This window comes from Duganella sp. BJB1802, from assembly GCF_013369445.1.
GTDB lineage: Bacteria > Pseudomonadota > Gammaproteobacteria > Burkholderiales > Burkholderiaceae_D > Rugamonas > Rugamonas vulcania_A.
Genome location: NZ_JABWEF010000016.1, coordinates 39,796 through 65,755 on the forward strand (window position 1 = coordinate 39,796; position 25,960 = coordinate 65,755).

Consider the following 25,960-nt stretch of genomic DNA (forward strand, 5'->3'; position numbering starts at 1 on the left):
CCAGGCACGGAATGCCTGGTCTTTGCGTACCTCAGTCCCGCTCAGCGATCAATAGAACGTGTAGTTCGCGCTGAAGGTGAAGTAGCGCCCCTGGTTGCTATGCAGGCCTTCGTTGTAGCCCGCCAGCGGCGACGCCGCGGTGCTCACGCCGTAACGTGGATCGTATGGCGCCTTCTTGTCGAACAGATTCTGAATATTCAGGCTGAGCGACAAGTTCTTGAAGCCGGTGTAGGTGTAACCCACACCCACCGTGGTCCAGCTGTTGACCGCGCAGTCCGGATAGTAGTTCTCGTACAGCGGCACGGTTGCGTCGCGGTCTGGCTCGGCATCGGTTGGCTTCGGCGTGCCGTAGTGGCAGAACGGTTGGGCGAACGTGTCCTTGCCATCGTAGCGGCGCAGCAGCGATACCGGCCCCACATAATTGACGTTGGCGGAAACGGCATGATCGCCCAGGGTCCACGAGGTCGACAAGGTGCTCTTCCAGCGTGGAATGTCCAGGCTGCTGCTGATCGCCCAGTCGGTGGTACCGGCATTGCTGCCTGCCAGGTCGTGTTCGATATCGCCATCCTTGGCGGCGATCGAATAGTGCGAGGTGTACGTCGAGCTCAATTTGCTGCTCAACGAGCCCCACGCCCCCATATTCAAGCGATGGCGCAGCTCAAGGTCGATACCCTTCACTTCGCTCGCACCCTGGTTAATCCATGGTTCGCGGACCATCAACAACGGACCGCTGTTCGGTACCGCATTGCCGTTAGCGTCGGTGACCCAGTTAACCGGGTTGGGATCGCGAACGATGTTACCTGGAGCCTTGTCCTCGTTCTTCAACGCGTCGAAAGCCGAACCGAGAATCACTTCACCGGTTTTGCGTATGCGCCACATATCGATCACCACGTCGATATTGTTGGTTGGCGAGACAATCAGGCCCAGCGAGTAGCTCTTGGCTTTTTCCGGCACCAGGTCAGGATTGGCGCCGCCGGTGCCGGCTATTGTCTTGTTACAATCGACCTCGGTGGCGCCCGGCTTCGGCGTGCTTTCATCGGTTTCGCAACGCCGCGGATCGTAGATATTCCTCAAGAAGAACTGCGCACCGCCCGGTGATACCTGAGTCAGGCCTGGTGCGCGGAAGCCACGCGCATAGGTGCCGCGTAGGGCGACCGAGTCGCTCACGGTCCATTTGCCGCCAACCTTGGGCACGAAGTTGGTCTTGATGCCTGGGTATTTGTCGAGACGGCCGGCAAAGTCGAATTCCAGATTCTTCAACAATGGCGTACGCAGCTCGACGAACGCCGACTTGACGTCGCGCTGACTATCAATGACCGTGTTCGCCAATCCGAAGATCTGGCCGGAAGCGACCAGCGGATCAGGGTGCAGGTTGATTTTTTCGCGACGTACCTCGGCGCCAAGCGCCAGCGCCATCGGGCCGCCCGGCAAGCTGCCAAACTCCGTGTTGGCCTTGGCATCCCACTGCAGGATGGAGGCTTTGTTGTCGCTGGTGACGTCGTGCGACAAGGTCGGATCGGCGGCCAGCGCGGCCAGCGAAGTGCCGCTGTTCAGCTTGCGCAGCGTCGGCAGATACAAGCGGCCGTAGGTGATGTCGTCCTTGGTCGACTGGTTCCACAGCAGGCCGGTGCTCCAGTCCCAGGTGTTCCAGCTGCCTTCCAGGCCGACCAGCGCGCGAACGCCCTTGTTGATGTTCTGCGTGCCGCCGCGCAGATTTTCAAAGCGGTAGCCAATCGAGGCGCGCGCGTCCGGGAACGGATTGTCCGGATGGCCGATCGGCAGAACCACCTGGAATGGAGCGCCCACGCCGGTGGCCGTGAAGTTCATCGTCGATGTTTGGTCCAGCGTGATCGGCGTGCCCGTGTAGTTACGCTCGGTACGGCTGAACGCCACCTCGGCGAAGGCGCGTGTGTTGGCACCGAGCTTGAGCACGCCTCGGCTCATGATGTTGCCGTCGTTGCCGGCGCTTTGACCTTCCAGGAACTGCGTGGCGTCGTAGTTGCAGAAGCTACGGCCGACGAACACGCTTGCCTTGGACAAGCCCATGGCGCGGGTACCGACCAGCTGCTGCGACGGGTCGCAGTCCAGATTGGTGATCAGACGGGTGGCGGCATCCGCCCGCGACACGGCGAAGTCCAGCGACCCCGGCGACTTCTCGCGATAGAACGACGCGTGGCGCGACACGGTACTGCCGTAGTTGGTGGCGAAGCGGCCGTTCAGCAGCTTGTATTGATCGACTTCGATATCGGTCGCATCGGAGCGTCGGACACGGTCGCGCTTGGAGATGTCGGCGGCGACAAACACGTTGTAGCCGTCCTTGTCGATGTCGCCCTTGCCCCAGAACGCGCTGGCGCCGCGTTTGCCGAAGCGGCGGTCGTCATTGGCGCCGGCACGGACGCCGAGCTGTAGGCCCTCGTAATTGCTCTTGGTGATGAAATTGATCACGCCACCGATCGCGTCGGAGCCGTAGACGGCCGAGGCGCCATCCTTGAGGATCTCGACCCGGTCCAGCGCCGATAACGGAATGCTGTTCAAATCATACAGCGTGGAATTGCCGTCGTTCGGGTCGGCATAGGCCGATGGCGTCATGCGGCGGCCGTTCAGCAGGATCAGGGTCGAGGTCGACGACAGGCCGCGCAGCGAGGCGGTCGAAACGCCGCGCGAGAACCCGCCATCGTTGGTGTCATAGTTGTTGTCGGTACCCATCGACGGCACAGTACGCATCAGTTCAGCGACCGTCGCGGCACCGCTGATTTTGATATCCGCCGCGGTGATGACCTGGACCGGCGATTCACCCTCCTTGCCGACCCGCTTCAAGTTCGAACCGGTGATGTAGACAGTTTCCATTTCCTTGCCTGTGGCCTGCTGGGCATGGAGGGCAGGCGCATAGGCCAGCGCCAACGCGATGGCGATGGCACTGGGTTTCAGTTTCATGTGGTTTTGCAAAATTACCCCTCCTGAAGATTTATTTTGACGTGTTATTAAAATTACGTAAATTTTGTCAAAAATGGTTGTCATAAACAAAATGTTTGACAGAAGGTAATCTCTCACAACCTGGCTTACACTCAAAGCAAGATTTGTTTTTTAATCAGATATCCGCATCAATTGGGTAAATAACTGTTGTTAAAAAGCCAATCGAAAGCAACATCGTGCTCGAGCTTTCGAATCAAGGAGGGGAAAACGGCGCGAAGCCAAATCAGTCGATTAAGAAGCCCAGCTTGCCTTCGGCCTCACACCGCCGGGCGCTTTGCGCGTCCTGCTCAAACGCCGAACACAGGCGATTGCCCTGCGGGTCTTCGAGCTGTGGATGGATGCGCAGCAGATAGGCGCCGGGACGCCAGTTCCGCGCCGGCGTGAAACGCCATTCGCGCTCGCCCGCCGCGAGCGTGGCGGTGCCGGGCAGCCGCAGCCCGTCCGGCCCCTGCACGGCAATTTGTTCCGTGGCGGCGCCATCCAGCGCGGCCGGCATGATGACGCGCAGCGGCTGCCGGCCACCACGCCTGGCCTTTTGCACCATCCATTGTTGCGGATCGATGCGCTGGCGCAGCGGCGCCGTCACCTGCCAGCGCCGCTCCAGCGGCCGCCCGAGTTGCGGATCGTCGATGCGCAACGTCACCGGCTCGCCGCTGCGCAAGGCCGGCCCCAGCGCCATGTTGGGTCCGACCCCGCGCTTGATGCGGCCTGGATGCAGGAGCAGCGTGGCCCGCGTGCCGCTGCGGTCGGCCAGCGGCAGGTCGAGAAAGGCGTCGGGGATGGGGGCGCCGGCGCTGTCGAGCAGCGTGACATGGGCCATGTCCAGCGGCGCCGTCAATGGCCGGTCGAAGCGCAGCTCGATGCGCAGCAGGTTTTCGGCCACTTCCGGTCCCGAGGGCGTCACGCTGGCGCCGGCCGGCGCCGGACCCGGCACCAGCGCCAAGGCCAAGGCCAGCAAGGCCGCGCTAGCGGGCCAGTTCAGGATAGCCCTCGATGGTGCGCGCATATTTGTGGAAGTCGCGGAATTTATCGCCGTCCGGATAACGGTAGTCGGGGAAATCGTACTCGTTGACGAAATCGCTCAGGCGCAGGTAGCCGCCCTTGGGGATCGACACCAGCTGCATCTCGCCGCCGGCGTCCGAGCGGCGCAATGCCAGCAGCAATTGCGGATTCAGGTTATCGATCCGCATCACCGCCGACAAGGGAGCCATGACCGCCCTGACGCCGAGGTAGGGCTTGGCCGGCCAGTCGATCGGCGTATTCAGGCCCGGCGCGGCGGCGGCGCCGGCAAGATCGGCGGCGCTCAGGAGGTCGGCCGACCGGCTGGAGTTGACCAGCAAGGCATACTCCGCATCGCCCACCTTGAAGCTCACCAGGCCGTTGGGCGCGCTGCCCCAGCCCAGTTCCCCCACCGTCCGGGCGACGATATGCGCGCCGTCCTTCAAATCCTTGAGCGGGATGGTCACCAGCGGCGTGCAGGTGTAGGCCGCCACCAGCGTCGGCTCGCCGCCGAGGGTCATCACCGTCATGCTGCGGATGGGCGCACGGGTCTCGATCTGGTTGTGCACCGGATGGTACATCTCGACCGTGGTGGCGCTGGCCTTGCCGGCGAACGGATAGTCGTACACCCGCAAGGTCGAGGCGAAGCTGCGGTTCGACAGCCCGGCCACGTACAGCTTGTTCTGGTAGTAGCGCATGTCGGTCACGGTCAGCGTCTGTTGCGGCAGGTCGCGCCAAAATGCGACGTCGGCCGCCGGCGCATCGGTGATCGCGGCCGAGCCCGTAGCCTTGGCCAGATCCAGCCGCCGGACCTTGCCCTCCGCGTCGATGCTGACGATGGCCGGCTTGCCCTGGCCGTGGGCGCCGCGCACGGTCAGCGCCACGTAGGCCAGTTCGCTGTCCGGCTGCACGGCCAGGTCCTCGAAGCGCAGCGCCGCCGGCGCCACGCCAAGCGCCTTGGCGATCGGCGCCTGCACGTCCTTCAGGTTGAACGGCTTGCCGGCCGGCGCGGTGGGCGCGGGGACCTGCAGCGCGAAGATGCGGGCGCCCTTCCAGTCGGCGACAAACAGCGTTCGCGCATCGCCGAAACCGAGCTTGCCGGCCGACTGGATGGCCGGCGCCGCGTGGACCGCGCCGGCCGCGAAGAGTAGGCTCAACAACAAGCGGCATGGGATGTTCATGGCGATACCTTCCTTTCACTTGATGGCAAAAATGCAGTATAGGCACGGGATACCGTGCCGGTCGCTCCGCCATAAGTCGGTGTTCGGTTCGCCCTATCGTGTATTGTTCCTCAGCTTTCCCAGTAGCCGCGCCGCAGGGCGATCATCACCGCGTGGGTGCGGTCGCGCGCATCGAGCTTCTGCAGGATGGCTTTCATGTGCGCCTTGATGGTGTCTTCGCTCAGGCCCAGCTGGTCGGCCACGCGCTGGTTCGAATTGCCCTCCCCCACCAGCCGCAGCACTTCGATCTCGCGCTTGCTCAACGCGTCGAGCTGGAAGCTGTTCGCCAGGCTGGCCGCGACCGGCGGCGGCAACAGCCGCCGGCCGGCATGCACCGAAAGGATGTAGTCGCCCAGCACCGTGCGGGCCAGGTTCTTCAGCACGTAGCCGGTCGCGCCCGCCTTCAGCCCGCGCGCCACCTGCACGTCGCCGCCGAACGTGGTCAGGATGATGATGCGGGCCTCGGGGTCGATGCGGCGGATCGCGCTGGTGGCCTCGATGCCGTTCAATCCGGGCATCTGCAGATCCATCAGCGTGACGTCCGGGCGCCAACGTTGATATTGTTCGACGGCGCTGTCGCCGTCCTCCGCCTCGGCCACCACCGAGAAGCGCGGATTGGACGACAGCACCGCAGCGATCCCGCTGCGCATCAAGGGATGATCGTCGGCGATCATGACGCTGATCTGGCCACTCTCCATGACTATGCTCCTGTAATTGTCGCGCGAACGTAGCACCCGCGGCGGCGCCGCGCATCACACTATCGGGTATAGGCCAGCGCCGCCGGAACGTCCAGCTGCCACGCGGTGCCGCTGCCTTCGCGGCTGCGCACCGCCAGGCTGGCGCCGATCCCGGCCGCGCGCTCGTACATCCCGCGCATGCCCCAATGGTTGCGGCGACCGCCGTCGCTGAGCACGTCGGCGGGAATGCCGGCGCCGTTGTCGCTCAGGATACAGCGGAATGCCCGCCTGCCGTAGTGCAGTTGAACCTCTATCCGGCACGCCCCGGCATGCTTGCAGGCGTTCGCCAGCGCCTCGGTGAGGATCGCCAGCGCCTCGTCGTAGATGGTCGCGTCGAGGCGGCGGACGGTGCCGGAAACCACCAGGCGGACCGGCTCGGCATCGCCGTGCCGCAGGCGCGCCGCCGCCGCCAGCACCGCGTCGGCGAAACTCGGCTTGCCGGCGTCTTCGCCGCGCAGGTCGCGGATCCGCTCGCGTCCCTCGTCGAGCACCTCGTCGGCCTGCCGCAGCGCGGTTTCGATCTGCAACCGCGCCGCATCCCGCGCCGGCAATTTCATCAGCGCGGCATGCACATGCAGCACCAGCGCCTGCACCGACTGCAGCAGCGTGTCGTGCAACTCCCTGGCGATCCGCTCGCGCTCGTTGATCCGCTCCTGCAGGCGGACGGCCATCTGCCGGCCCAGGCGCGCGATGCGCCATCGATACACGAGGTAGGCGGCCGAGAGCAAGCCGAACACGCACAGCGCCTTGAACCACCAGGTCTGCGTGGCGAGCGGCGCGATCGAAAATTCCACCGTGGTGACCGCGTCCGACCACTGGCCGTTGTAGTCGGTCGCGGCGACGCTGAAGTGGTAATCGCCGGGCGCGAGGTTGCTGTAGTAGGCGCTGCGGCGCGCGCCCGCCTGCTGCCACGCCGCGTCCACCTCCTGCAGGCGATAGCGGAAGCGCAGGCGTTCCGGCATCGCCAGCGCGGGCACGGTGTAGTCGATCTGCAGTGCGGAACGGCCCGGCGCGAAGCGCGCAGGCTGGCGCAGCGCCTGGCTGTCGCCCGGCGGCCCCAGCGTCTTGACGACGACAGGCAGCCTGGGCGTGGGCGGCAGCGGCTCGGCGGGATCCAGCAGGAACACGCCGGTGGAGCGCGCGACCCACAGGCGCGCGTCGGACGCCAGCACCAGCGACGGCGTGGGATTGAGGTAGGGAGCGCTGCCCTCCAGGCCGTCCAGCTGGTCCAGCCGCTCGTATCGCACACGGTGGTCGCGCTGCCGTTCGAACGCGGCCACCTCGGCGCCGGCAACGCGGAACAGGCCGGAAAAGGCGTTCAGCCACAGATCGCCGTTGGCCAGTTCGACGATGCCGGAGATGCCGTCGAAGGTTTCGCCATCGACGCCGGTGAGGCGGTCGAACCGGTCCTCCCCGAACAAGGCCACGCCCCTCTCGCCGCCCGCCCAGACGTGCCGGCCATGCAGATGCAGCGCCATCACTGTTCCCAGCATCAGGCCGTCGGCCGGGCCGTAGCGGCGCTGCGCGGCGCCTTGCGCGTGGACCAGCAGGCCGGGGTGGTAGCCGATCCAGAGTCCGGCGGCATCCGAGCTGGCCATCACGTTGACTTCGCCCTCGTCGCCGATTTTTTGCCACTGTCCCCGCGGTCCATGGCGATACAAGCCCTGCTGGAACAGCGCCACCAGCACGCTGTCCTCCCGGTCCGCCAGCAGCGCCTGCACCCTCACGCCGCCGGTCGCCGCGGGCAGGTCCACCAGCCGGCTGTCCTTGCCCTGGATCCGCCGCAAGTTCCCGTACCCTGCTCCCCAGATGGCGCCATCGCTGGTGCGGGCCAGGCTGGTCAGGAGGTTGTCCCAGACGCCGCCGGTCTGCGTCCAGAGCGGCCTGGCGGTGACCTGGCCGGTCCCGCTGGCGGCGACATGATAGCCGCCGATCCAGACCCCGCCGTCGTCGGCGGCAAGCAGCCCGCCGCCGACGGCCGCTTCCGGAATATCCAGCCTGGTCGCGCGCCGATGGCGAAAGCGGTCGATCCCGCTTGAGGTCGAGGTCCAGATATCGCCCTCCCGGTCCTCGAAGATGGCGGCCACGGCGCGCCCGCTCAAGCCCTGTCGCGGCGCCGCCAGCGCGGTTCCCTGCGCGGTGCGGTATTCGAGCCCTTCCAGCTGCCCCACCCAGAGATCGCCGTGGCGGTCGATCAGCAGGCTGCCAGGATCGCCCAGTTCGCCCCATTGCCGGTACACCGTATTCGGGCGGGCGCCGGTCAGCAGGTTGAGGCGGCCATGCAACGCATCCCAGCTCACCACGTTGCCATCGGGGAGCTCGAACAGCACGCCGGGCCCGCTGTCGACGGCGGCCTTGGCGAAGCGCGTCCCGCCCGGCCTGAGGGAAAACACGCCGGCATCGCCCTGCGCCCACAACACACCGTGGCGGTCGCGCATCAGTGTTTTGTAACGGCCGTCCGCCACGCCCCATGCACTGTCCGGCTTGCGCCAGCGGTCGCGCTCCAGGTAGAACATGCCCTGCGAGGTGGCCGCCCACACGCGTCCGCCGCCATCCTGCTCCAAGCCCCAGACGGCGCGGTCGGGCAAGCCGTCCCGCACGCCGTAGTTGCGTACCCGCCCCTGCTGGATGAAGCTGGCGCCGCCGGTGCGATAGCCCACCCACAGTCCACCGCCCGCCACCGCATTCACCAGGCTGACGTTTTTGGTCGGCAAAGCCGTGTTGGCCGGCGCGAACTGCTCGAACTGCACGCCATCGTAGCGATACAAGCCGCCCGGCCCGCCCAGCCACAGCCAGCCGTCGCTGGTCTGCGTCATCGACAGTATCAGTTCCGGCGCGCCGTCGCGCGCGCTCCAGCTGGTGTGATGCAGGTTGATGGCGGGCGGCGAAGCGCCGTTCGACCAGCAGGTCGTCGGCGCAGCGGCGCCGCAAAGCAGCACGCAGCAAGCCAGCACTGCGCGGCAATAGCCAGGTAATCGCGTGATCATCATGCCGATTAGTTACTAGTTATAGTTTCGCAACTTTCATGTTGAGGATTGTATAGAAGATATCTACCCGATAGGGTGTATGTTTGCCCCCCGCCCCCGGATATCCTCTTTTCATCACCCCATTCGCAAGGAGAATCGACATGGACTTACAACTCAACGGCAAGCTGGTGCTGGTCAGCGGCAGCACGGCCGGCATCGGCTACGCGATCGCGTCCACGCTGGCGCGGGAAGGCGCCAGCGTGATCGTCAACGGCAGGACCCAGGCCAGCGTCGACGAGGCGGTGGAGCGCATGCGCGCGGAGACGCACGGCACGGTCCTCGGGTTTGCCTCCGACCTCAGCCAGGCCGAGGCGGCCAAGGAGGTGGTCCGGCGGCATCCCGGCATCGGCATCCTGGTCAACAACCTCGGCATCTTCGAGCCCAAGGCCTTCGAGGATATTCCCGACGAGGACTGGCTGCGCTTTTTCGACGTCAATGTCCTGAGCGGCGTGCGCCTCGCGCGGCTGGTGCTGCCCGAGATGAAGCGGGCGAACTGGGGCCGCATCATCTTCATCTCCAGCGAGAGCGCGGTGCAGATTCCCACCGAGATGATCCACTACGGCATGACCAAGACCGCGCAGCTCGCCGTCTCGCGCGGCCTGGCGGAAGCGGTCGCCGGCACCGGGATCACGGTCAACAGCGTGCTGCCGGGCCCGACGAAATCGCGCGGCGTCGGCGACTTCGTCGCGGACATGGCGCGCGCCAGCGACAAGAGCTTCGAGCAGATCGAGGCGGAGTTCTTCGACCACGTGCGCCCGACTTCGCTGATCAAACGCTTCGGCACGCCGCAGGAGGTGGCCTCGCTGGTGGCCTACGTGGCCAGCCCGCTCGCGTCGGCGACCACCGGCGCGGCGCTGCGCGTGGACGGCGGCGTGATCAAGAGCGCCTTCTGATGCAGGCCATGCAGATTCCATCGATCCAACCACAGGAGAACACCATGTCAGGGAATATCACCAAGTTGCTGCAGATCGGCTTGCTGCTGTTGTGCGCGGCCGTCGGGCCGGCGCGCGCCGAAGCACCCAAGAGTAATTTCGTCGAAGCCAACGGCGTGCGCCTGCACTACCTGAGCGCGGGGAAAGGCGATCCCGTCATCCTCATGCACGGCTATACGGAATCGAGCCACATGTGGCTGCCGCTGATGGCCCAGCTGTCGAAAGACCACCTGGTGATCGCGCCGGACCTGCGTGGCTTCGGCCAATCCGGGCTGCCCGCCGGCCCCTACACCAAGTCCGTGATGGCGCAGGATGTGCACGCCCTGGCGGCCAGCCTGGGCATCAAGTCGGCCAAGATCGTCGGGCACGATATCGGCCTGATGGTGGCTTACGCCTATGCGGCCCAGTATCCTAAGGAAGTCAGCAAGATCGTGCTGATGGACGCCTTCCTGCCGGGCGTCGGCAACTGGAAGGACGTGTGGCTGCTGCGCGATTTGTGGCACTTCCATTTCTACGGCGAGACGCCGCTGGCGCTGGTCAAAGGCCGGGAGCGCACCTACTTCGAGCATTTCTGGAACGACTTCGCCGCCGATAAAACCAAATCCCTGAGCGAGGCCGACCGCAAGTTCTACACGGCCGAGTACGCGCAACCCGGCCACATGCGCGCGGGCTTCGAAGTGTTCCGGGCCTTCGCCCAGGACGCGGTCGATTTCGAAGGCTACATGAAAACGCCGCTGACGATGCCGATGCTGGTGCTCACCGGCGAAAAGGCCTCGGGCGAATTCCTGATCCAGCAGGCGCGCCTGGTCGACACCCATGTGGAAGGCGTCGTCATCAAGAACAGCGGGCATTGGCTGATGGAGGAAGCGACCTCGGAAGTGGTGCCGAAACTGGTGAAGTTCCTGGCCAGGGAGTGACGCCGGCGCCTGCTTGCGGATGTCATGCCGCGGCGTTGCCGTGGATGGGGAGGTGCACGGTGAATCGGCTGCCCTTGCCCAGCTCGCTCTCGACGTCGATGCGGCCGCCGTGGCGCTTGACGATGCCGTACGAAACGGACAGGCCCAGACCGGTGCCGGTGCCGATCGGCTTGGTCGTATAGAAGGGTTCGAAAATGCGATGGACGGTTTCGGGGGCCATGCCGCCGCCGGTGTCGGAGATCTCGATCCAGACCCATTGCCCGGCGACGCCGGTGCGGATCGTGATCACGCCCCTGCCGTCGATCGCGTGGGCGGCGTTCACCAGCAGGTTCATGAACACCTGGTTGAGCTGGGACGCGACGCACATGACCGGCGGCAGCTTGCCGTATTCCTTGACGATCTCGGCCTTGTATTTGATCTCGTTGTTGACGATGTTCAGAGTGCTGTCCAGGCCGCGATGCAGGTCGGCGCTGGCGCACTCGGTGCTCCCGCCATGCGAGAAATCCTTGAGCGACTGGACAATATCCTTCACCCGTTGCAAGCCGTCCCGCGACTCGCTCATCAGGGCGAGAAAATCTTCGCGGATGAAGTCGACTTCGGCGGCATCCTTCAATTGCGCGATGCGCGCCGCGACCTCGGGCGCGCCGGCGGCCGCGAGCTGGTAGTCGTCGAGCACGCCGAACAGGGTCGTCACATAGGTCTGCAGCGAGCCCATGTTGGAGTTGACGAAACCGATGGGGTTGTTGATTTCATGGGCCACGCCGGCGGCCAGCTGGCCGATCGACGCCATCTTTTCGGCCTGGAGCAGGCGGTCGTTCGCCTCTTGCAGCAAACTGTTCTGGGACATCAACTGCCGGTGCATGGCACGCAGGGCCAGGTGGGTATGGATGCGCGCCAGCACCTCCGTGATGCGGATCGGCTTGGTGACGTAGTCGACGCCGCCGGCGTCGAAGGCCGCCACCACGTTCTCGCTGTCGGTCAGGGCGGTCATGAAGATGACGGGGATCGGGGCGGTGGCGCTGTCCTGCTTGAGCCGGCGGCAAGTCTCGAGGCCATCGATGCCGGGCATCATCACGTCGAGCAGCACCAGGTCGGGCTGCACCAGGCGGCAGCGCTCGAGCGCCTCCTCGCCGTCCTGGGCCACCAGCACGCGGAACTGGTTCTCCTCCAGGTAATTGACCAGCACGTCCAGGTTGGCGGGAATGTCGTCAACGATCAGGATGGTCTGCTGTTCTGCCGGATTCATAGGGCGCCCTCCACGTAGCGCTCGGCCAATTCCACCAGCGCCCTGGATTGGTATTCCCGCGTCAGTTGCCGCAACAGCTGGACGAATGCAGCATACCGTACATCGAACGCCTCGATCTCGTCGGCCAATTGGCGGATCGCGCGCATGTCGCCCTCGCGCGCGAGGCGGTGCAGCCGTTCCAGCTGGGCGCGCGGGGGCGGGATCATCTGGTCGGCGCCGGCCGCGCCCTCGGCCGGCGCGGCCTCCTCCTCGTAGCGCAGCGCCAGCCCGAGCAGGCCGCCCAGGTGCTCGAGCAGGCCGTTCTGGTGCACCGGTTTGGTCATGAAGGCGTCCGCGCCGGCCACCAGGCTCTCGTCCTGGTCCTCCTTGGTGACGCTGGCGGAAATGGCGATGATCGGCAGCCTCGCCATGCCCGGCAGCCGGCGGATCTGGCGGATCGCCTCGAGGCCGTCCATGACGGGCATCACGATGTCCATCAACACGGCGTGCGGCGCCTGCCTGCGCACGCTGTCGACCGCCTCCTGGCCGTTGCAGACCAGCGTGGTGTCGAAGCCCATGCCGCCCAGCAGGTCGCGCAGCACGTGGCGGTTGGCGGCGATGTCGTCGACGATCAGGATGGTCTTGCGTTCGCCGCTGTAGCCGGTCACGGCCCGTTCGGCCTGCGCCGGCGCCTGCACGGCGGCGGCCGGTTCGGCCTCCAGCTCGAACCAGAAGCGGCTGCCCACGCCGGGGGCGCTGTCGACATGGATCTCGCTGTCCATCATGCGTACCAGTTGCCGGCTGATCGACAGCCCCAGGCCGGTGCCGCCGAACCTGCGCTCGGCCTCGCCCACCTGTTCGAACGGCTGGAAGATGGTGTCGAGCTGATCGGCGGACATGCCCACGCCGCTGTCGCTCACTTCGAACCGGATCGCGACGCGCCCGTCGGCGCCCGGCAGGCCGGTGCCGGAGACCGCCAGCGCCACCCCGCCCTGGTCGGTGAATTTGACCGCGTTGCCCAGCAGGTTGAGCAGGATCTGCAGCAGGCGCTTCTCGTCGACCAGCATGGGCGCGAGCTTGGCCGGCGCGCTGACGTCGAAGGCCAGCCCCTTCTGCTCGGCGCGCACCTGGATGATGCGCGCCACGCCGGCCAGAAAGGCGTTCATGTCGACCGGTCCGAGCTGCAGTTCGAATTTGCCGGACTCGATCTTGGCGAGGTCGAGCAGATCGGTGATCAGCATCAGCAGATGTTCGCCGCTCTGCTCGATGGTGTTCAGGCCGGCGCTCTGGCGTTCGTCGAGCGCCTTGTTGCGTTTCAAAATCTGGGTGTAGCCGAGGATCGCGTTGAGCGGCGTGCGCAGTTCATGCGTCATGCTGGCCAAGAAAGTGCTCTTCGCGCGGTTGGCGAACTCGGCCTGCTCCTTGGCGATCTGCAATTGCGTGGTGCGGTCGCGCACCAATTCCTCGAGGTGGTCGCGGTGGCGCGCGAGCTCGGCCTCGGCGCGGGTGCGGTACTCGATCTCTTGTTGGAAGGCGATGTTCTTCGCCTCGATCTCGATGAAATAGGCGTGCAGCGCCCGCCGCGTGTGCTCGACGCTGCGTCCCAGCGCGCCGAGCTCGTCGTTCCGGTGCCAGACGAAGGGCAGGGAAAAATCGCCCTCGGCCAGGCGCGCCGACTCCCCCATCAGGCGCTTGATCGGGGCCAGCAGGCGGCGTTGCAGCAGGGTGACGATCATCAGCATCGACAACAACAGAGCGCTGCCCACCGTCAGCGCGAACAAGCGCCGCTCGCTGGCGATCTCGGCGTCGAGCAGGCCGCTGGCCATCTCCAGGTCGACATTGCCGATCAACATGCCGTCTCGCGTGACCTGGCGCACCACATGCGAGCTGCGCCCGCGCCGGCGCGTCGGATACTCTTCGGACAGGACGTCGCCGGTCCTTTGATCGCGCACCTTGATGGCGACGATGCGCTCGTCGGCGAACAGCGACGCGAGCAATGGGCGGCCGGCGTCGGCGTTGACGTTCCACAGCGGTTCCTGCATGCCCAGCGCCAGGATATCGGTCAGGTAGCGATGTTCGAACTCCCAGCGCTGTCTCTGCACTTCCTCGCGATGGCGAGTGGTGTAGATGTTAATCGAGGCCGGCAGCAGTAGCCCGACGGCGACGGCCAGCACGATGGCGACACGCAGTTTCAATGAGCGCTCTCGTGAAGGAATTGGCGCTTGGCGGCCGACATGCCGTCCAGCTTGTCGAAATACGCGTTTTCGATCTTCGCAATATCGGTGTGGAGCAAGGCGGCGTCGTAAGACTGCTGCATTTTCAGTCCGAGGGCGGTGCGCTGGAAGCATACGTGCAAGGTCAGCTCGGCCAGAGGATGGGCATCGAACGCCAGACGCGCGCGCTCCTTGTTGAGTACGGGGTCGGTGGCGAGCAGATAGCGCAGCACGGCTTTGTCGATCACGACCGCGCGCACCCGCCCGGCCAGCAGCTTCTTCAAGTTGATCGTGTCGTTGTCCGACGCGTCGACCCGCAGCTTGCCGTTCTTGACCATGTCGTCGAAGGCTTCGCCGTTGGAATAGCCCAGCACCACGCCCAGTTTGGCGCCCGCCAGATCGTCCAGAACAGACCAGTGCAGCGGTTCCCCGGCCAGTACGGCAAAGCCGACGGTGCTGTGGCCCATCGGCGCCGAGAAGTGGCATTGGCGCGCCCGCTCCGCCGTGTAATAAGCGGGGAAGTAACCGATGAAGTCCGGATCGGCGCCGCCGGCCTGCATCGCACGCTTCCAGGGGAAATAGTCGATCTTGACGTCGTAGCCGAAGTGCTTGCTGACGGCCTTGGCCACCGCACCGGACATGCCGTCCTCGGGCAGGCCAGGTCCGACGTATGGCAACCACTGCAGACTTGCAAGATGGAGTGCCGGCGCCTGGGCGTGGATAGGCTGTGGCAAGCCGGCCAGCGCGCCTACGACAAGCAAGAACAAACCCATTCGTGTCATCTCATATCCCCACGTGGAATGAGCCAAGTGTACCGCCGAATGGTGCCGGACAGGGTTATCGTTGCGGCACACCAACACTAAACACGAACAGAGGGGTGTCCCGCGCCATCGCTCATCTGTCGGTGAAGCGGAACAGCCTTGCCGGCGTCTGGTGCAGCACCATGCTGCGCTCGCTCTCCAAGGGCAGCAATTGTTCCAGTTGCCGCCTTTGTTCGGCGTATCGTACCGTGCTTTCAAACAGGGTATGTGGCCAGTCGCTTCCCCACAGCAGGCGCTCAGCGCCGAAATGCCGCAGCAACAAAGGCATCGCGGCCAGCGCGCTCGCCTCGCCGCGGCCGGCGGGGCCGTTGCGATAGGCGGCCGAAAGCTTGACCCACACCTGGCGCGACGCCCCCAGCGACAGCAGGTATTGAAAACCCGGATCCTCCACGCCCAGCGCCGCGCTGGGACGGCCGAAGTGATCCACCACCACGTTGACACCGGCCGCCAGCAGCGGCTCCAGCACCGGCTTCAAACCCGCCGCCACCTGATGCACCTCGACCTGCCAGTCGCGCTGGCGTATCTGCTCCAGCAGCGCGCGCCAGCCGGGGCTGTCAAAGTCCGGCGTGGGCAGGCCGATCAGGTTCAGCCGGATGCCAACCACCCCCGCCTGCTGCATCTCGTCCAGCTGCTGCGCCGTGACGCCTGGCGCCACCACGGCAATGCCGCGCAGCCGGGCCGGATGGGCGCGCAACACGTCCAGCATGTAGCTGTTGTCCAGGCCAAGAAAGCTCGGCTGCACCAGCACCCCGTGGGTCATCCGATTGGCATCCAGGGTGCGCAGATAGGCCTCCGGCGTGGCGTCGTAGCCGGCAGGAGCGCGGCGCGGATCCGGCATCGGCAAGGTGTGCAGGAATACATGGGCGTGGCAATCGATAGCAATCATAGAATCAGATCTTTGTGTTCCTGGAGTAGTCGCGCATCCGCCCAGCGGCGCAAGCACCATCCCGGCGGAGAGGCCCATCAAGCTCACGTTGAAATGTCGGCGCGTTATCATGGCGCCAGCTCGGGCTGGGTTGCGCGGACGGACGGCTTGCCCGCCTCCCCGTCCATCTGTTTGCCCATGGTCTCGGGCAGCATCAGCACGGTCAGCACCACCACGCCGTAGGCGATGGCGGCGTCGATGCCGATCGCCGCCCCCAGCGGCATGGACTTGCTCATATAGCCAACCAGCACCGGGAAACCAGCCGAGGCGATGCGGCCGAAGTTATAACAGAAGCCGACGCCGGCGCCGCGTATCGGCGCCGGATACAGTTCGTTGAACAACGCGCCCAGGCTGGCCGGGATGCCGGCCGCGAAGAAGCCCAGCGGGAAGCCGAGGAACAGCATCGCCGTATTGCCGAGCGGGACCAGCAGGTAGACTAACACGGTGATGGTGGAGCAGACCGCGAACAGCGCGACATTGCGGCGCCGTCCGATGCGGTCCAGCAGCTGCGCGCTGGCGATGCAGCCCATCCAGAACGCCACGATGATCACCGCCAGGTAGCCCCCGGTGCCAAGCACCGACAGATGGCGCTCGGTCTTCAGATAAGTCGGCAGCCAGGTCATCAGCGCATAGTAGCCGCCGTGCGCGCCCATGCCGAGCAGGCTGCCGATCACCGTGATCTTCAACAGCTTGGGCGAGAAAATGCCGATCAGCGGCACCTTGTCGGCTGCCGGCGCCGCAGCCGCCACGGCCTTGGCCGGCTCCTTGATCGAGCGGCGCACGTACACCACCAGCAGCGCGGGCAGCAGGCCAAGCATGAACATCACGCGCCATGCCATGTCCGGCGTCAGCCAGGAGAACAGCACGGTGTAGAGTATCACCGCCGCGCCCCAGCCCACCGCCCACGCGCTTTGCACCGTCCCCATGGCTTTGCCGCGATGCTCGCTGCGCACCGTTTCGGCCATCAGCACCGCACCGGCCGCCCACTCGCCGCCGAAGCCGAAGCCTTGCAGCGCCTTCAACACGATCAGCTGCGGAAAGGTCTGGGCGAAGGAACACAGGAATGTGAAGATGGAGAACCACAGGATGGTCAGTTGCAGGGTGCGCACCCGGCCAAGACGGTCGGAAATGGCCCCGGTGATCCAGCCGCCCAGCGCCGAGGCGACCAGCGTGGCGCCGCTGATCATGCCGGCCTGGGTCTTGTCGAGGCCGAACGCCGCGATCAGCGCCGGGATGGCCAGGGTGAACATCTGCACATCCAGCGCGTCCAGCCCCCAGCCGCTGAAGCAGGCCCAAAACGTCCTGCGCTCCTGCCCCGACACCTGCCGATACCAGTTAAACATTGCCATCTCCTCGTATTTTAGTCATTTAAACATATAGATGTTTGAATGAATGGTAATCCTCGAGTGCGGCGATGTCAACCATCGCCGATGGACTGGTGCGCGATATTCGGCTACAGTGCTACACATCCAGCCCTATAGTCCTACATATCAATGAAGAAATCGACCGTCCCCGCAGCAGACGACCGCCTGCCGCTGTACCAGCGTGTGCGCGACGACATGCTGGCGCGGATTTCCAGCGGCGAGTGGCAGACCACGGCGGCGATTCCCACCGAAGGCGAACTGACCAAACACTACGGTGTGGCCATGGGCACGCTGCGCAAGGCGATCGACACGCTGGTGGCCGACGGCATGCTGGAGCGCAGCCAAGGCCGGGGCACCTTCATCCGCCGCCCCACTTTCGACGCCTCGCTGTTCCGTTTCTTCCGCCATCAGATGCGCGGCGAGCAGCATCAAGTGCCGCGCAGCCGCATCCTGAAACGCACGCTGGCGGCGCCGCCGGCTGCCGTGGCCGCAGCGCTGGACCTGCAAAAGAAAGCCCAGGCCATCCGCCTCGACCGCCTGCGCCTGGTCGATGACAAGCCGGTGCTGCTGGAGGAAATCTGGCTGCCGCAGACAGCGTTCGCGGCGCTGATGAAGATCGCGCCGGCCGATTTTCCGGATTTGCTGTACCCGCTCTATGAAACACTGTGCGGCAAAGTGATTGCGTCGGCCGAAGAGACCTTGACGGTGGATTCGGCCGGCAGCCACGATGCCGAGCTGCTGGGCATCCAAGCCGGGAAACCGGTGGTGGTGATCGAACGACTGGCGCTCGGCTACGACCGGCGCCCGCTGGAATGGCGCCGCTCGCGCGGACCGGCGGAAGACTTCCGCTACCAGGTCGAGATCCGCTAGGCAAGCCTGACTGGCCGGCCTGGCGTCCCGTCCAACCCGCCCCGAAAGTTGGCCTACACTACTCCATGTTGCGTTGATCGAAGACTCGCCGCGCCTCCTCGACCTCGGCCAACTTTGTCAATGTCCAGTCGTGCATCACCTTGAACGGCTGCAGCAAAGTGCGGCCGAGCGGCGTAATTTCGTACTGCACCGCAATCGGCGACACCGGTATCACATGGCGCGACAGCAGCCCGTTTCGCTCCAGCTTGCGCAGGCACTGGGTGAGCGCCTTTTGCGTCACCCCCTCCAGCCGGCGCTTGATGGCGTTGAAGCGCACCGGCTCCTCTTCAAGCGAGATCAGCACCAGCATCGACCACTTGTCGGAAACCTGATCGAACAGGGCGCGGCTCGGGCAATCGGCGGAGAAACAATCGATACGGGTCTTCATGGTGGTTTCCTTGGCTATACCTAGGCACCTCAAAGTGCCTAATTGACACTAAGTATAAATCATATACCATGCGATTTCCATCCACCATCGAGAATCATTTCATGTCCTCCATCGACACCAATGTGCTGTTTCGTCCGCTCACCATCAAATCGCTCACGCTGAAAAACAGGATCGTCATGGCGCCGATGACGCGCACCTTTTCCCCCGGCGGCGTGCCGACGCCCGCCAACGCCGCCTACTACCAGCGCCGCGCGGCCGGCCAGGTGGGCCTGATCCTGTCGGAAGGCACGGTCGTCGACCGCCCCGCCTCGCGCAACGATCCCAACATCCCCTTCTTCCACGGCGAGGCGGCGCTGGCCGGATGGAAGGGCGTGATCGACGCCGTGCACGGCGCCGGCGGCCGCATGGGGCCGCAACTGTGGCACACCGGCTCGGCCCGCTACACCGAATGGGAGCCCGAGGCGCCGGTCGAAAGTCCGTCCGGCCTCAACGCGCCCGGCGCGGCGCGCGGCGTGGCCATGAGCGACAGCGACATCGCCGACACGATCGCCGCCTTCGCCAAGGCGGCCGCCGACGCCAAGCGGCTGGGATTCGACACCGTGGAAATCCACGGCGCGCACGGTTACCTGATCGATCAATTCTTCTGGTCCGGCACCAACCTGCGCACCGACCAATACGGCGGCGCGACCATCCAGCAGCGCTCGCGTTTCGCCAGGGAGATCGTGGCGGCGGTGCGCAAGGCCGTGGGCCCCGACTTCCCGATCATCCTGCGCGTCAGCCAGTGGAAACAGCAAGACCTCAGCGTGCGCCTGGCCGAGACGCCGGCGGCCATGACGGACTGGCTGCTGCCGCTGGTCGAGGCCGGCGTGGACGTGCTGCATTGCTCGCAGCGCCGTTTCTGGGAACCGGAGTTTCCCGAGATCGACGGCGAGAACGGCCTCAATTGCGCCGGCTGGGCCAAGAAGCTGACCGGCGCGACCACCATCAGCGTGGGATCGGTGGGGCTCGACGGCGACGTGCTGAACGCGTTCTCCGGCAAGGGCTCGGGCATCATGAGCCTGGACCGGCTGGTCGAACGCATGGAGCGCGACGAGTTCGACCTGATCGCCGTGGGCCGCGCCCTGATCAGCGATCCCGACTGGACCGCCAAGATCCAGGGCAAGCATTACGACAGCCTCAAAGGCTTCGACGCCGCCTCGCTGGCCGAACTCGTTTAATCCCACTCAAACGCCGGGGCGGGAGACCGCCTCCGCCCTCAGATGCGCTGCCTGGCAGTCCACACAAATTACCTCTTCAGGAGCTCTCCTCAATGCGCGCCATATGCCTAAGCAAATACGGTTCAATCGACAATCTGGTGCAGACCGAACTGCCAACGCCGCAACCTAAAAACAGGCAAGTCCTCGTCAGGGTTCACGCTTCAGCCCTGGGACCCGCCGACCTCAAGGTCGCACTGGGCAAAGTCAAGTTCTTGCACGGCCGACGATTTCCCATGGTGCTGGGCTACGACTTCTCAGGCGTCGTCGAATCGGTGGGGCCGGGAGAGACGCAATGGCAACCCGGCGATTGTGTCTTCGGATTCCTGCCCTACGGCCCGGCGAACAACCAGGGCGCTTTCGCCGAGTTCATCGTCGCACAAGCCGATCAAATCGCACGCAAACCGGACAACGTCTCCCACGCGCAAGCCGCCGCCGCGGCCACATCGGCCCTGACAGCCCTGCAGTGCATACGCGATCAGGGCCGACTGCCTGCGACGGACGCGAGTGTGTTGATCACGGGCGCCTCGGGAGCCGTGGGCTCAACGGCGGTTCTGGTGGCCAAGAGGCTCGGTGCCCAGGTGACGGCGCTGGGCTCCCCCAGCGGCCTTGAACTAGCCCGGCGCTTCGGTGCCGACGCGGTGATCGATCGAAAAAATCCCAACATGGTCGACAACGCCGTGGGCACCTTCAACGTTATTTTCGACCCGGCGGCTGCCTATCGCTGGAGCCAATGGAAGGGAAAACTGAAACACGGCGGCGCCTTCATCACCACGCTGCCGTCGGCCGCATTTTTCGCCGACAAGTTGAACAGTTTGTTCTCCCCGTCTTCGGTTGCGCTTGCCTATGTGAAGTCGAAACAAAAAGACCTGGAGCTTCTTGCCGGTTGGCTTGAGTCGGGCTTCGAGGTGGCCGTCGACTCGACCTATCCGGTCCGCGAACTCGCGAAGGCTTACGCCAAATACCAGAAAGGCGATTACCTGGGCCGTATCGTCATCACCGTGGACGATGGTTTCTCAACCTCGAAGTGACTTGCGCCCCTGGTGATGGCGATCCGCCGCCGGTCCGCCTTGCCAAGGCGGACCGGCGGCTTGTACGTCAGAACATGTACGTCAGGCTAAAGCGCAGGGTTCGGCCGAACAGCGGCCTCGCCACGCCACGGTTGCGGGTGCCGTCCGGAGACAGCAGATCGTTGAACAGCGGATCCCCCTCCGTGAACGACAGCTGGTTGGTCAGATTGGCCACATGCAGGTGCGCACTCAGCCGTTCGCTGATCTGATATTGCGCGCCGGCGTTGATGATATGGTAGGCCGGATACAACGTGACGTTGCTGTCCGTCGCCTCCGAGTAGCGCGAGCCGTAATACTGGTACTGCGCGTACAGACTCACCGGCACATCGGTCAGCGGCTTCAGGTCATACGAGGGCATGAGGTTGACCATCACCTTCGGAAGCCGGCGCGGACGGCGGCCGTCCTCGCTGACCTGCACATAGTGGTAGCCGGTGATAACGCCCTGCGGATCCTTGTCTTCCTGCGTAATGGTGTAGTTGGCGCCATTGACCTTGGGGTTCTGCATGACCAGATTGCCTTTTAGCTCCAGGCCCTCCAGCGCGGCGGGACGCCAGCTGAGTTCGATCTCCGTGCCAACGTTTTGCACGCCGCGCTTGTACAACTGCGCCACGTCCGGGCAGGAATTGATCTGCGTGACGCCGCCTTGCGTGCCGCACGAAGCGGAGGTGATGTCCTTGTAGATATTGATCGCGCTGCGCGGCGAGAAGTTATTGTAGAAGGCCGCGATCGAGGCGCCAAAGCCACGCGTGAGATAACGCAAGCCAATCTCGTACTGGCGGATATGTTCGACGGCGCTGACCTCCACCGGCTTGCCGTTGACCACGGTGGCGGTCGCGGTGCTCAAATCGTTCAGGTCTTGCAGGCTGGGCAAACGGAAGGAATCGGACGCCAATCCATACACCGCCAGCGGTTTGCTGAAGCTATAGTTCCCCCCGACCGACCAGCCAAACCCGTGATAGGTCTGCCGCAGCGTATGCGGATCGCCCGGCATGCTGATCTCATTGTCGGCCGTCGTATCCTGGGTGGAGCCGACCACCACGCCCGCCGGCGTCAGGTTGGTGATGACGTTGCGGTCACGCCGTGTGACATCCGCTTTCAGGTTCTGCCAGCGCACACCAAAATCCATCTTCAACTTGTTGCCCATGGTTTCCCAATGGTCAAGCAGGTAGGCTGCGTTGCCGTCCCCTTGTATCTTGCTGACAAAGCCTCCCCAGCCAGGCAAAATCGCGCCGCCCTGCGTCAGGCTTGGACCAACCTGATTGCCCTGCGCATCGACGGCGATCAAATCGACCAGGCGAGACTGATTGGCGACGTCGCTGACCAACAGCGCCTGCTGGAAGTTCGGGGCATAGTTGTAGCGGCTTTTGTAGACGCCGAAAGTCAGGTCATGCGAGCCCTTGAGCGTGAACGATTTCTGGGTCTTCAGATCCAGCGAGGTGCTCGATGCATCAACGTCGGCAATGAAGGGAATCATGAAGTTCAGATTGGCCGACGCCGGCACCGGCGAACCGTCATTCAGGTAGCGGCCCGCGACAGCAGTCGCTTTCGCATACTTCTTGATGAAGTCCTCGCGGCTGATGTTGGCGAACGACGCGCAGGCGTTGCTGGAGGGGACATTGAAGAAGCCGACCAGCTTCGCGTTGCCGAGATTGCAGCCCAGCGCCGCGCCATGCGCTGGCGAGATCACGTCGTTCTGGTAGCGCGCGTTGAGGAAGTTCGTCGAGGTCGCGGTATCGTTGCCCGTGAAGACGGCGTTGAAGCCGTTGGTGCCGGTGGTGTAGCGCAGTCCGGCGGAGACCTTCCATCCATCCTCCAGCTCACGCGAGCCACTCAGCGTGAACATCTTGAAATCGGGATGGATGCCGTCGGCCTGGTCGATGGTGCGCGTGCCGTATTCGCCGGTCATGTTGAAGTAGCGATTGTACGGCGAGGCCGTGGTGCCGTGGGCGAAGTCGATTCCCAGCGGCTGTATGGTGTTCTGGCTGATGGCGGTCGGATTGGCCGGCGTGCCGGGATTGCTGAAACGCGGCACGGAAATCGGCAGGTTCTGGTAAAACGCCGTGCGATCGTTGATCACCAGCGCGTCGGCGCGCGCCGTGGTCTTGCGGTCGTTGCTGGTGTAGACCACATTTCCCCGCACCTGGCCGCCCCGGTCGGCGGTATAGCCCGTGTCGCGCACGCCGTCGCTGCGCCGGTAGAAGCCGCCGACCGCGCCCGTCACATTGGGCGCCAGCGGACCGGAGATGAAAGCGTCCTGGCGCAGGAAACCATAGTCCGCGTACTCGATCTTGTAGCCGCCGGCCACATGATCGCCACCGGTGCGCGTCACGTGATTCACGGTGGCCCCCAGACCGTTCGAATACAAGATCCCGCCCGGACCGCCTTTGACCAGCTCGACACTCTCGGTCATCAGGTCGTCGCGGATGAAGACGTCGTTGTTCATGAACGGCGCTTCAGGCTCTTCATAGGCCGGTAAGCCGTCCACCAGCTGCGGCGCAAAGCGGTAGCCGCCGGTGACCGGCAGTCCCCGCACGGTGATGTTGTTGCTGGCCTCGCCGGCGCTGCCGCCTTCGGAATAGATGCCGGGGAAATTGGCCAGCATGTCGGCCGTGCTCATCGGTGCGAGCCGCTGGATTTCTTCGGCGCTCAACGTATTGATCGAGAACGTCGCATTCTTCTTGGTCGTTGTCTTGGTCACGCCGGTGACGATGACCACCGCCGACGGATCGGTAGCGGCCTCGGCGGCCTGAGGCGCCGGCTTGGCGGCCCCGCCCTGCTGCTGCGCGAATACCAGTGCGGGCGCCAGGCAAATTGCCAGTGCCGCCGAACGCGTGAGGTAACGAGTGATCGAATAAGTCATGCTGCATCTCCTTTTATGATTATCAGGCGGCGCGCTGCCGCCAGAACAATTTTTGTTATGTCTATCGTTGTCATTTCCGAGAAAATTGTTTAATCCTGTGTTGTTACCTCCTCCAGAGTTGGCATGTCGGCGCCGCGCCGGGAGCAGGTGATCGCCGCCGCCCGTCCGGCAAAGTCCAGCGCGGCGAGCAATGACGGGGCATCCAGCGCCGACAACGCGGCGCGCGTCAGCAGCTTGTGCCATGCCAGGTAGGCCAGCAACGCCGCCTGGAATGTATCGCCGGCCCCCACCGTGTCGACGACCTCGACCTTCCGCGCCCGCATGGCGTGCTTGCCCGCCGCGCGTGTCGCCGCCAGCACGCCCTGCTCTCCGCGCGTCACGACCACCAGCGCCACGCCGGCGTCGATGGCCATGTCGATAAACTCCTCGGGAGTCCGCCCCGGATAGACCAGGCCGATATCCTCGTCGCTAATCTTCAGCAAATCGGTCACCGGCAGCATCCATTCGATCGCGCCGCTCCATGCGGCGCGGTCGGGCTGTATCGTGAGCCGTACGTTCGGATCGAACGCAATCAGGCTGCGGCCATGTTGACGCATGACGAGCTCCTTCAACGTCGAGGCCACCGGCTCGACCGCCATACAATAGGATCCGACATGGATGGCGGCCGCATCGCGCGGCACGCGCAGCAGGTCGGCGGCAACAACTTGACGTTCGGCGGTCGCGCTGCCGTACAAGGTGTAGGCCGGCACGCCTCCGGCATCGACATCGACCGTGACCAGCGCGGTCGGCGCCGGCGGCCTCGGCGCGGCGGTAATATCGACACCCTCGATTTCCAGCGCGCTGGCCAGTTTGCGGCCGAACATATCGCCCGACAGGCCGCCGAAGAACATCGGCGACATGCCCAGCCGCGCAAGACCGACCGCCAGGTTGAATGGCGAACCGCCGATACGCGCGGACAGCGCAAATCCGGCCGCCGTGTCGCTGTCGCAAAACACATCAAATAACGCTTCACCGCAAACGACGATCATGCTACCTCCGACACTGCGTTGATATCCGGCGCGCGCGCGTCCACGCGGGCCCCATCCTGGTTGAATACATGGAGCCGGCCGACCATCGGGCTCACCCGCCAGGTGGCGCCGCTCGCGGGCGGTTCGCCCTGCACCACCACCATCAGCGACTTATCCAGTCCGGCGACCTGCACATGCACATAGGACTCCGCGCCCAGCCGCTCGACCAGCAGCACGGTGCCTGCGATCGCGCCGCCGCTATCCGCCGCGAGGTGTTCAGGCCGGATACCGACAGTGACGTCGGCCTGCGGCCCAGCGGCCGTCGCGCGCCAGCCCAGGCGCACGACGCCCAACCACAACTGGCCGCTCGCATCTATCCTGCCTGGCAGCATATTCATCCGGGGACTGCCGATGAAGCCGGCAACGAAGACATTGGCCGGCTGGTCGTACAGATGCATCGGCGCGCCGATCTGCTGCACGCCGGAAGGTCCCAGCACGACGATGCGGTCCGCCAGCGTCATTGCCTCGACCTGGTCGTGCGTGACGTACACCATGGTGGCGCCGAGTTGCTGGTGCAGCCGCGCGATCTCGACGCGCATGTCGGCGCGCAGGGCCGCATCGAGATTGGACAGCGGCTCGTCAAACAGGAAGGCGCGAGGCTTGCGCACGATCGCGCGCCCAATGGCGACGCGCTGCCGCTGTCCGCCGGAGAGCTGGGGTGGACGGCGTTCGAGCAAGTGCTCCATCTGCAGCATCTTCGCCACCGACTGCACGGCGGTCTTGATCTCGGCCTTCGGCACCCGCGCCAGCCGCAAGCCAAAGGCGATGTTCTCGAACACCGTCATGTGCGCGTACAAGGCATAGCTTTGGAATACCATCGACAGGCCGCGCTTGGACGGCGGCGTATCGTTGACGCGCTCGCCGCCGATACGGATCTCGCCGGTGCTGATTTCCTCCAACCCGGCGATCATGCGCAGCAAGGTCGACTTGCCGCAGCCCGACGGGCCGACCAGCACCACGAATTCTCCGTCCTCGATAGTGAAATCGATGTCGCGCAAAATGTACTGCGCCTCTTTTCCAGGGTAGGTCTTGCCGACGCCCTGCAATGCTATCGCTGCCAT

19 protein-coding genes are annotated in these 25,960 nt (G+C 64.8%); 5 read left to right on the top strand and 14 right to left on the bottom strand.

Annotated features, from left to right (window positions below; genetic code table 11):
* Positions 1–48: 48 nt before the first annotated feature.
* The 5 genes from HUX88_RS22960 to HUX88_RS22980 form a co-directional block, all read right to left on the bottom strand.
* Positions 49–2,934, bottom strand: coding sequence for a TonB-dependent receptor domain-containing protein (locus HUX88_RS22960; RefSeq protein ID WP_176363253.1), 2,886 nt, complete (start codon positions 2,932–2,934; stop codon positions 49–51).
* Positions 2,935–3,196: 262 nt separating this feature from the next.
* Positions 3,197–3,979, bottom strand: a complete 783-nt coding sequence (locus HUX88_RS22965; RefSeq protein ID WP_217916415.1) for a hypothetical protein — start codon at positions 3,977–3,979, stop codon at positions 3,197–3,199.
* Complete coding sequence (locus HUX88_RS22970) at positions 3,939–5,153, bottom strand: hypothetical protein (protein ID WP_229219491.1); 1,215 nt, start codon at positions 5,151–5,153, stop codon at positions 3,939–3,941. Before HUX88_RS22970 ends, HUX88_RS22965 begins: the two co-directional genes overlap by 41 nt.
* A 110-nt stretch (positions 5,154–5,263) precedes the next feature.
* Positions 5,264–5,896 (bottom strand): response regulator, encoded by a 633-nt coding sequence (locus tag HUX88_RS22975; protein WP_373886832.1) that lies wholly within the window; start codon positions 5,894–5,896, stop codon positions 5,264–5,266.
* Positions 5,897–5,949: 53 nt separating this feature from the next.
* Positions 5,950–8,919 (bottom strand): sensor histidine kinase, encoded by a 2,970-nt coding sequence (locus HUX88_RS22980; RefSeq protein WP_176363255.1) that lies wholly within the window; start codon positions 8,917–8,919, stop codon positions 5,950–5,952.
* Between the two features lie 137 nt (positions 8,920–9,056).
* Here HUX88_RS22980 and HUX88_RS22985 point away from each other — a divergent pair, with 137 nt between their 5' ends.
* Positions 9,057–9,848, top strand: a complete 792-nt coding sequence (locus HUX88_RS22985) for an SDR family NAD(P)-dependent oxidoreductase (protein WP_176363256.1) — start codon at positions 9,057–9,059, stop codon at positions 9,846–9,848.
* 44 nt (positions 9,849–9,892) lie between these two features.
* Complete coding sequence (locus HUX88_RS22990; protein WP_229219493.1) at positions 9,893–10,804, top strand: alpha/beta fold hydrolase; 912 nt, start codon at positions 9,893–9,895, stop codon at positions 10,802–10,804.
* Positions 10,805–10,826: 22 nt separating this feature from the next.
* On the opposite strand, the gene HUX88_RS22995 is transcribed toward HUX88_RS22990, so the two are convergent.
* The 5 genes from HUX88_RS22995 to HUX88_RS23010 all read right to left on the bottom strand — a co-directional run bounded on the left by HUX88_RS22995 (position 10,827) and on the right by HUX88_RS23010 (position 17,331).
* Positions 10,827–12,050: a response regulator gene (locus tag HUX88_RS22995; RefSeq protein ID WP_176363257.1), complete on the bottom strand. Its 1,224-nt coding sequence runs from the start codon at positions 12,048–12,050 to the stop codon at positions 10,827–10,829.
* Positions 12,047–14,224 carry an ATP-binding protein gene (locus HUX88_RS23000; RefSeq protein WP_229219494.1) on the bottom strand — a complete coding sequence of 726 codons (2,178 nt, stop codon included), beginning with the start codon at positions 14,222–14,224 and terminating at the stop codon, positions 12,047–12,049. The genes HUX88_RS22995 and HUX88_RS23000 overlap by 4 nt, the downstream gene beginning before the upstream one ends.
* The gene (locus tag HUX88_RS32580) at positions 14,221–15,003 is read right to left on the bottom strand and encodes an ABC transporter substrate-binding protein (RefSeq protein ID WP_229219495.1); all 783 of its coding nucleotides are present in this window, start codon (positions 15,001–15,003) and stop codon (positions 14,221–14,223) included. The genes HUX88_RS23000 and HUX88_RS32580 overlap by 4 nt, the downstream gene beginning before the upstream one ends.
* 133 nt (positions 15,004–15,136) lie before the next feature.
* On the bottom strand, positions 15,137–16,060 hold the full coding sequence (locus tag HUX88_RS23005; protein WP_176363259.1) for an amidohydrolase: 924 nt from the start codon (positions 16,058–16,060) through the stop codon (positions 15,137–15,139).
* The gene (locus HUX88_RS23010; RefSeq protein ID WP_117010421.1) at positions 16,057–17,331 is read right to left on the bottom strand and encodes an MFS transporter; all 1,275 of its coding nucleotides are present in this window, start codon (positions 17,329–17,331) and stop codon (positions 16,057–16,059) included. The genes HUX88_RS23005 and HUX88_RS23010 overlap by 4 nt, the downstream gene beginning before the upstream one ends.
* Before the next feature lie 150 nt (positions 17,332–17,481).
* On the opposite strand from HUX88_RS23010, the gene HUX88_RS23015 reads away from it, so the two are divergent.
* Positions 17,482–18,222, top strand: a complete 741-nt coding sequence (locus tag HUX88_RS23015) for a GntR family transcriptional regulator (RefSeq protein WP_117010420.1) — start codon at positions 17,482–17,484, stop codon at positions 18,220–18,222.
* A gap of 58 nt (positions 18,223–18,280) precedes the next feature.
* Here HUX88_RS23015 and HUX88_RS23020 read toward each other — a convergent pair whose 3' ends face one another.
* Positions 18,281–18,649: a helix-turn-helix domain-containing protein gene (locus HUX88_RS23020; RefSeq protein WP_117010419.1), complete on the bottom strand. Its 369-nt coding sequence runs from the start codon at positions 18,647–18,649 to the stop codon at positions 18,281–18,283.
* A 68-nt stretch (positions 18,650–18,717) separates the two neighbouring features.
* On the opposite strand from HUX88_RS23020, the gene HUX88_RS23025 reads away from it, so the two are divergent.
* The gene (locus tag HUX88_RS23025) at positions 18,718–19,866 is read left to right on the top strand and encodes an NADH:flavin oxidoreductase (protein WP_229219496.1); all 1,149 of its coding nucleotides are present in this window, start codon (positions 18,718–18,720) and stop codon (positions 19,864–19,866) included.
* A 92-nt stretch (positions 19,867–19,958) separates the two neighbouring features.
* Positions 19,959–20,933, top strand: coding sequence for an NAD(P)-dependent alcohol dehydrogenase (locus HUX88_RS23030; protein ID WP_176363260.1), 975 nt, complete (start codon positions 19,959–19,961; stop codon positions 20,931–20,933).
* Between the two features lie 67 nt (positions 20,934–21,000).
* On the opposite strand, the gene HUX88_RS23035 is transcribed toward HUX88_RS23030, so the two are convergent.
* From HUX88_RS23035 to HUX88_RS23045, 3 genes are all read right to left on the bottom strand, one after another.
* On the bottom strand, positions 21,001–23,832 hold the full coding sequence (locus HUX88_RS23035) for a TonB-dependent receptor (protein ID WP_176363261.1): 2,832 nt from the start codon (positions 23,830–23,832) through the stop codon (positions 21,001–21,003).
* An 89-nt stretch (positions 23,833–23,921) separates the two neighbouring features.
* A complete protein-coding gene (locus HUX88_RS23040) occupies positions 23,922–24,860 on the bottom strand; it encodes a carbohydrate kinase (protein ID WP_176363262.1) in 939 nt (312 codons plus the stop codon).
* A complete protein-coding gene (locus HUX88_RS23045) occupies positions 24,857–25,960 on the bottom strand; it encodes an ABC transporter ATP-binding protein (protein ID WP_176363263.1) in 1,104 nt (367 codons plus the stop codon). The genes HUX88_RS23040 and HUX88_RS23045 overlap by 4 nt, the downstream gene beginning before the upstream one ends.

Excerpts from the sequence above, each read along its gene's own strand:
- HUX88_RS22960 (WP_176363253.1), bottom strand. The coding sequence starts at position 2,934 with ATGAAACTGAAACCCAGTGCCATCGCCATCGCGTTGGCGCTGGCCTAT.
- HUX88_RS22965 (WP_217916415.1), bottom strand. The coding sequence starts at position 3,979 with ATGCGCGCACCATCGAGGGCTATCCTGAACTGGCCCGCTAGCGCGGCC.
- HUX88_RS22970 (WP_229219491.1), bottom strand. The coding sequence starts at position 5,153 with ATGAACATCCCATGCCGCTTGTTGTTGAGCCTACTCTTCGCGGCCGGC.
- HUX88_RS22980 (WP_176363255.1), bottom strand. The coding sequence starts at position 8,919 with ATGATGATCACGCGATTACCTGGCTATTGCCGCGCAGTGCTGGCTTGC.
- HUX88_RS22985 (WP_176363256.1), top strand. The coding sequence starts at position 9,057 with ATGGACTTACAACTCAACGGCAAGCTGGTGCTGGTCAGCGGCAGCACG.
- HUX88_RS22990 (WP_229219493.1), top strand. The coding sequence starts at position 9,893 with ATGTCAGGGAATATCACCAAGTTGCTGCAGATCGGCTTGCTGCTGTTG.
- HUX88_RS22995 (WP_176363257.1), bottom strand. The coding sequence starts at position 12,050 with ATGAATCCGGCAGAACAGCAGACCATCCTGATCGTTGACGACATTCCC.
- HUX88_RS23005 (WP_176363259.1), bottom strand. The coding sequence starts at position 16,060 with ATGATAACGCGCCGACATTTCAACGTGAGCTTGATGGGCCTCTCCGCC.
- HUX88_RS23010 (WP_117010421.1), bottom strand. The coding sequence starts at position 17,331 with ATGTTTAACTGGTATCGGCAGGTGTCGGGGCAGGAGCGCAGGACGTTT.
- HUX88_RS23015 (WP_117010420.1), top strand. The coding sequence starts at position 17,482 with ATGAAGAAATCGACCGTCCCCGCAGCAGACGACCGCCTGCCGCTGTAC.
- HUX88_RS23020 (WP_117010419.1), bottom strand. The coding sequence starts at position 18,649 with ATGAAGACCCGTATCGATTGTTTCTCCGCCGATTGCCCGAGCCGCGCC.
- HUX88_RS23025 (WP_229219496.1), top strand. The coding sequence starts at position 18,718 with ATGCGATTTCCATCCACCATCGAGAATCATTTCATGTCCTCCATCGAC.
- HUX88_RS23030 (WP_176363260.1), top strand. The coding sequence starts at position 19,959 with ATGCGCGCCATATGCCTAAGCAAATACGGTTCAATCGACAATCTGGTG.
- HUX88_RS23035 (WP_176363261.1), bottom strand. The coding sequence starts at position 23,832 with ATGACTTATTCGATCACTCGTTACCTCACGCGTTCGGCGGCACTGGCA.
- HUX88_RS23040 (WP_176363262.1), bottom strand. The coding sequence starts at position 24,860 with ATGATCGTCGTTTGCGGTGAAGCGTTATTTGATGTGTTTTGCGACAGC.
- HUX88_RS23045 (WP_176363263.1), bottom strand. The coding sequence starts at position 25,960 with ATGGCAGCGATAGCATTGCAGGGCGTCGGCAAGACCTACCCTGGAAAA.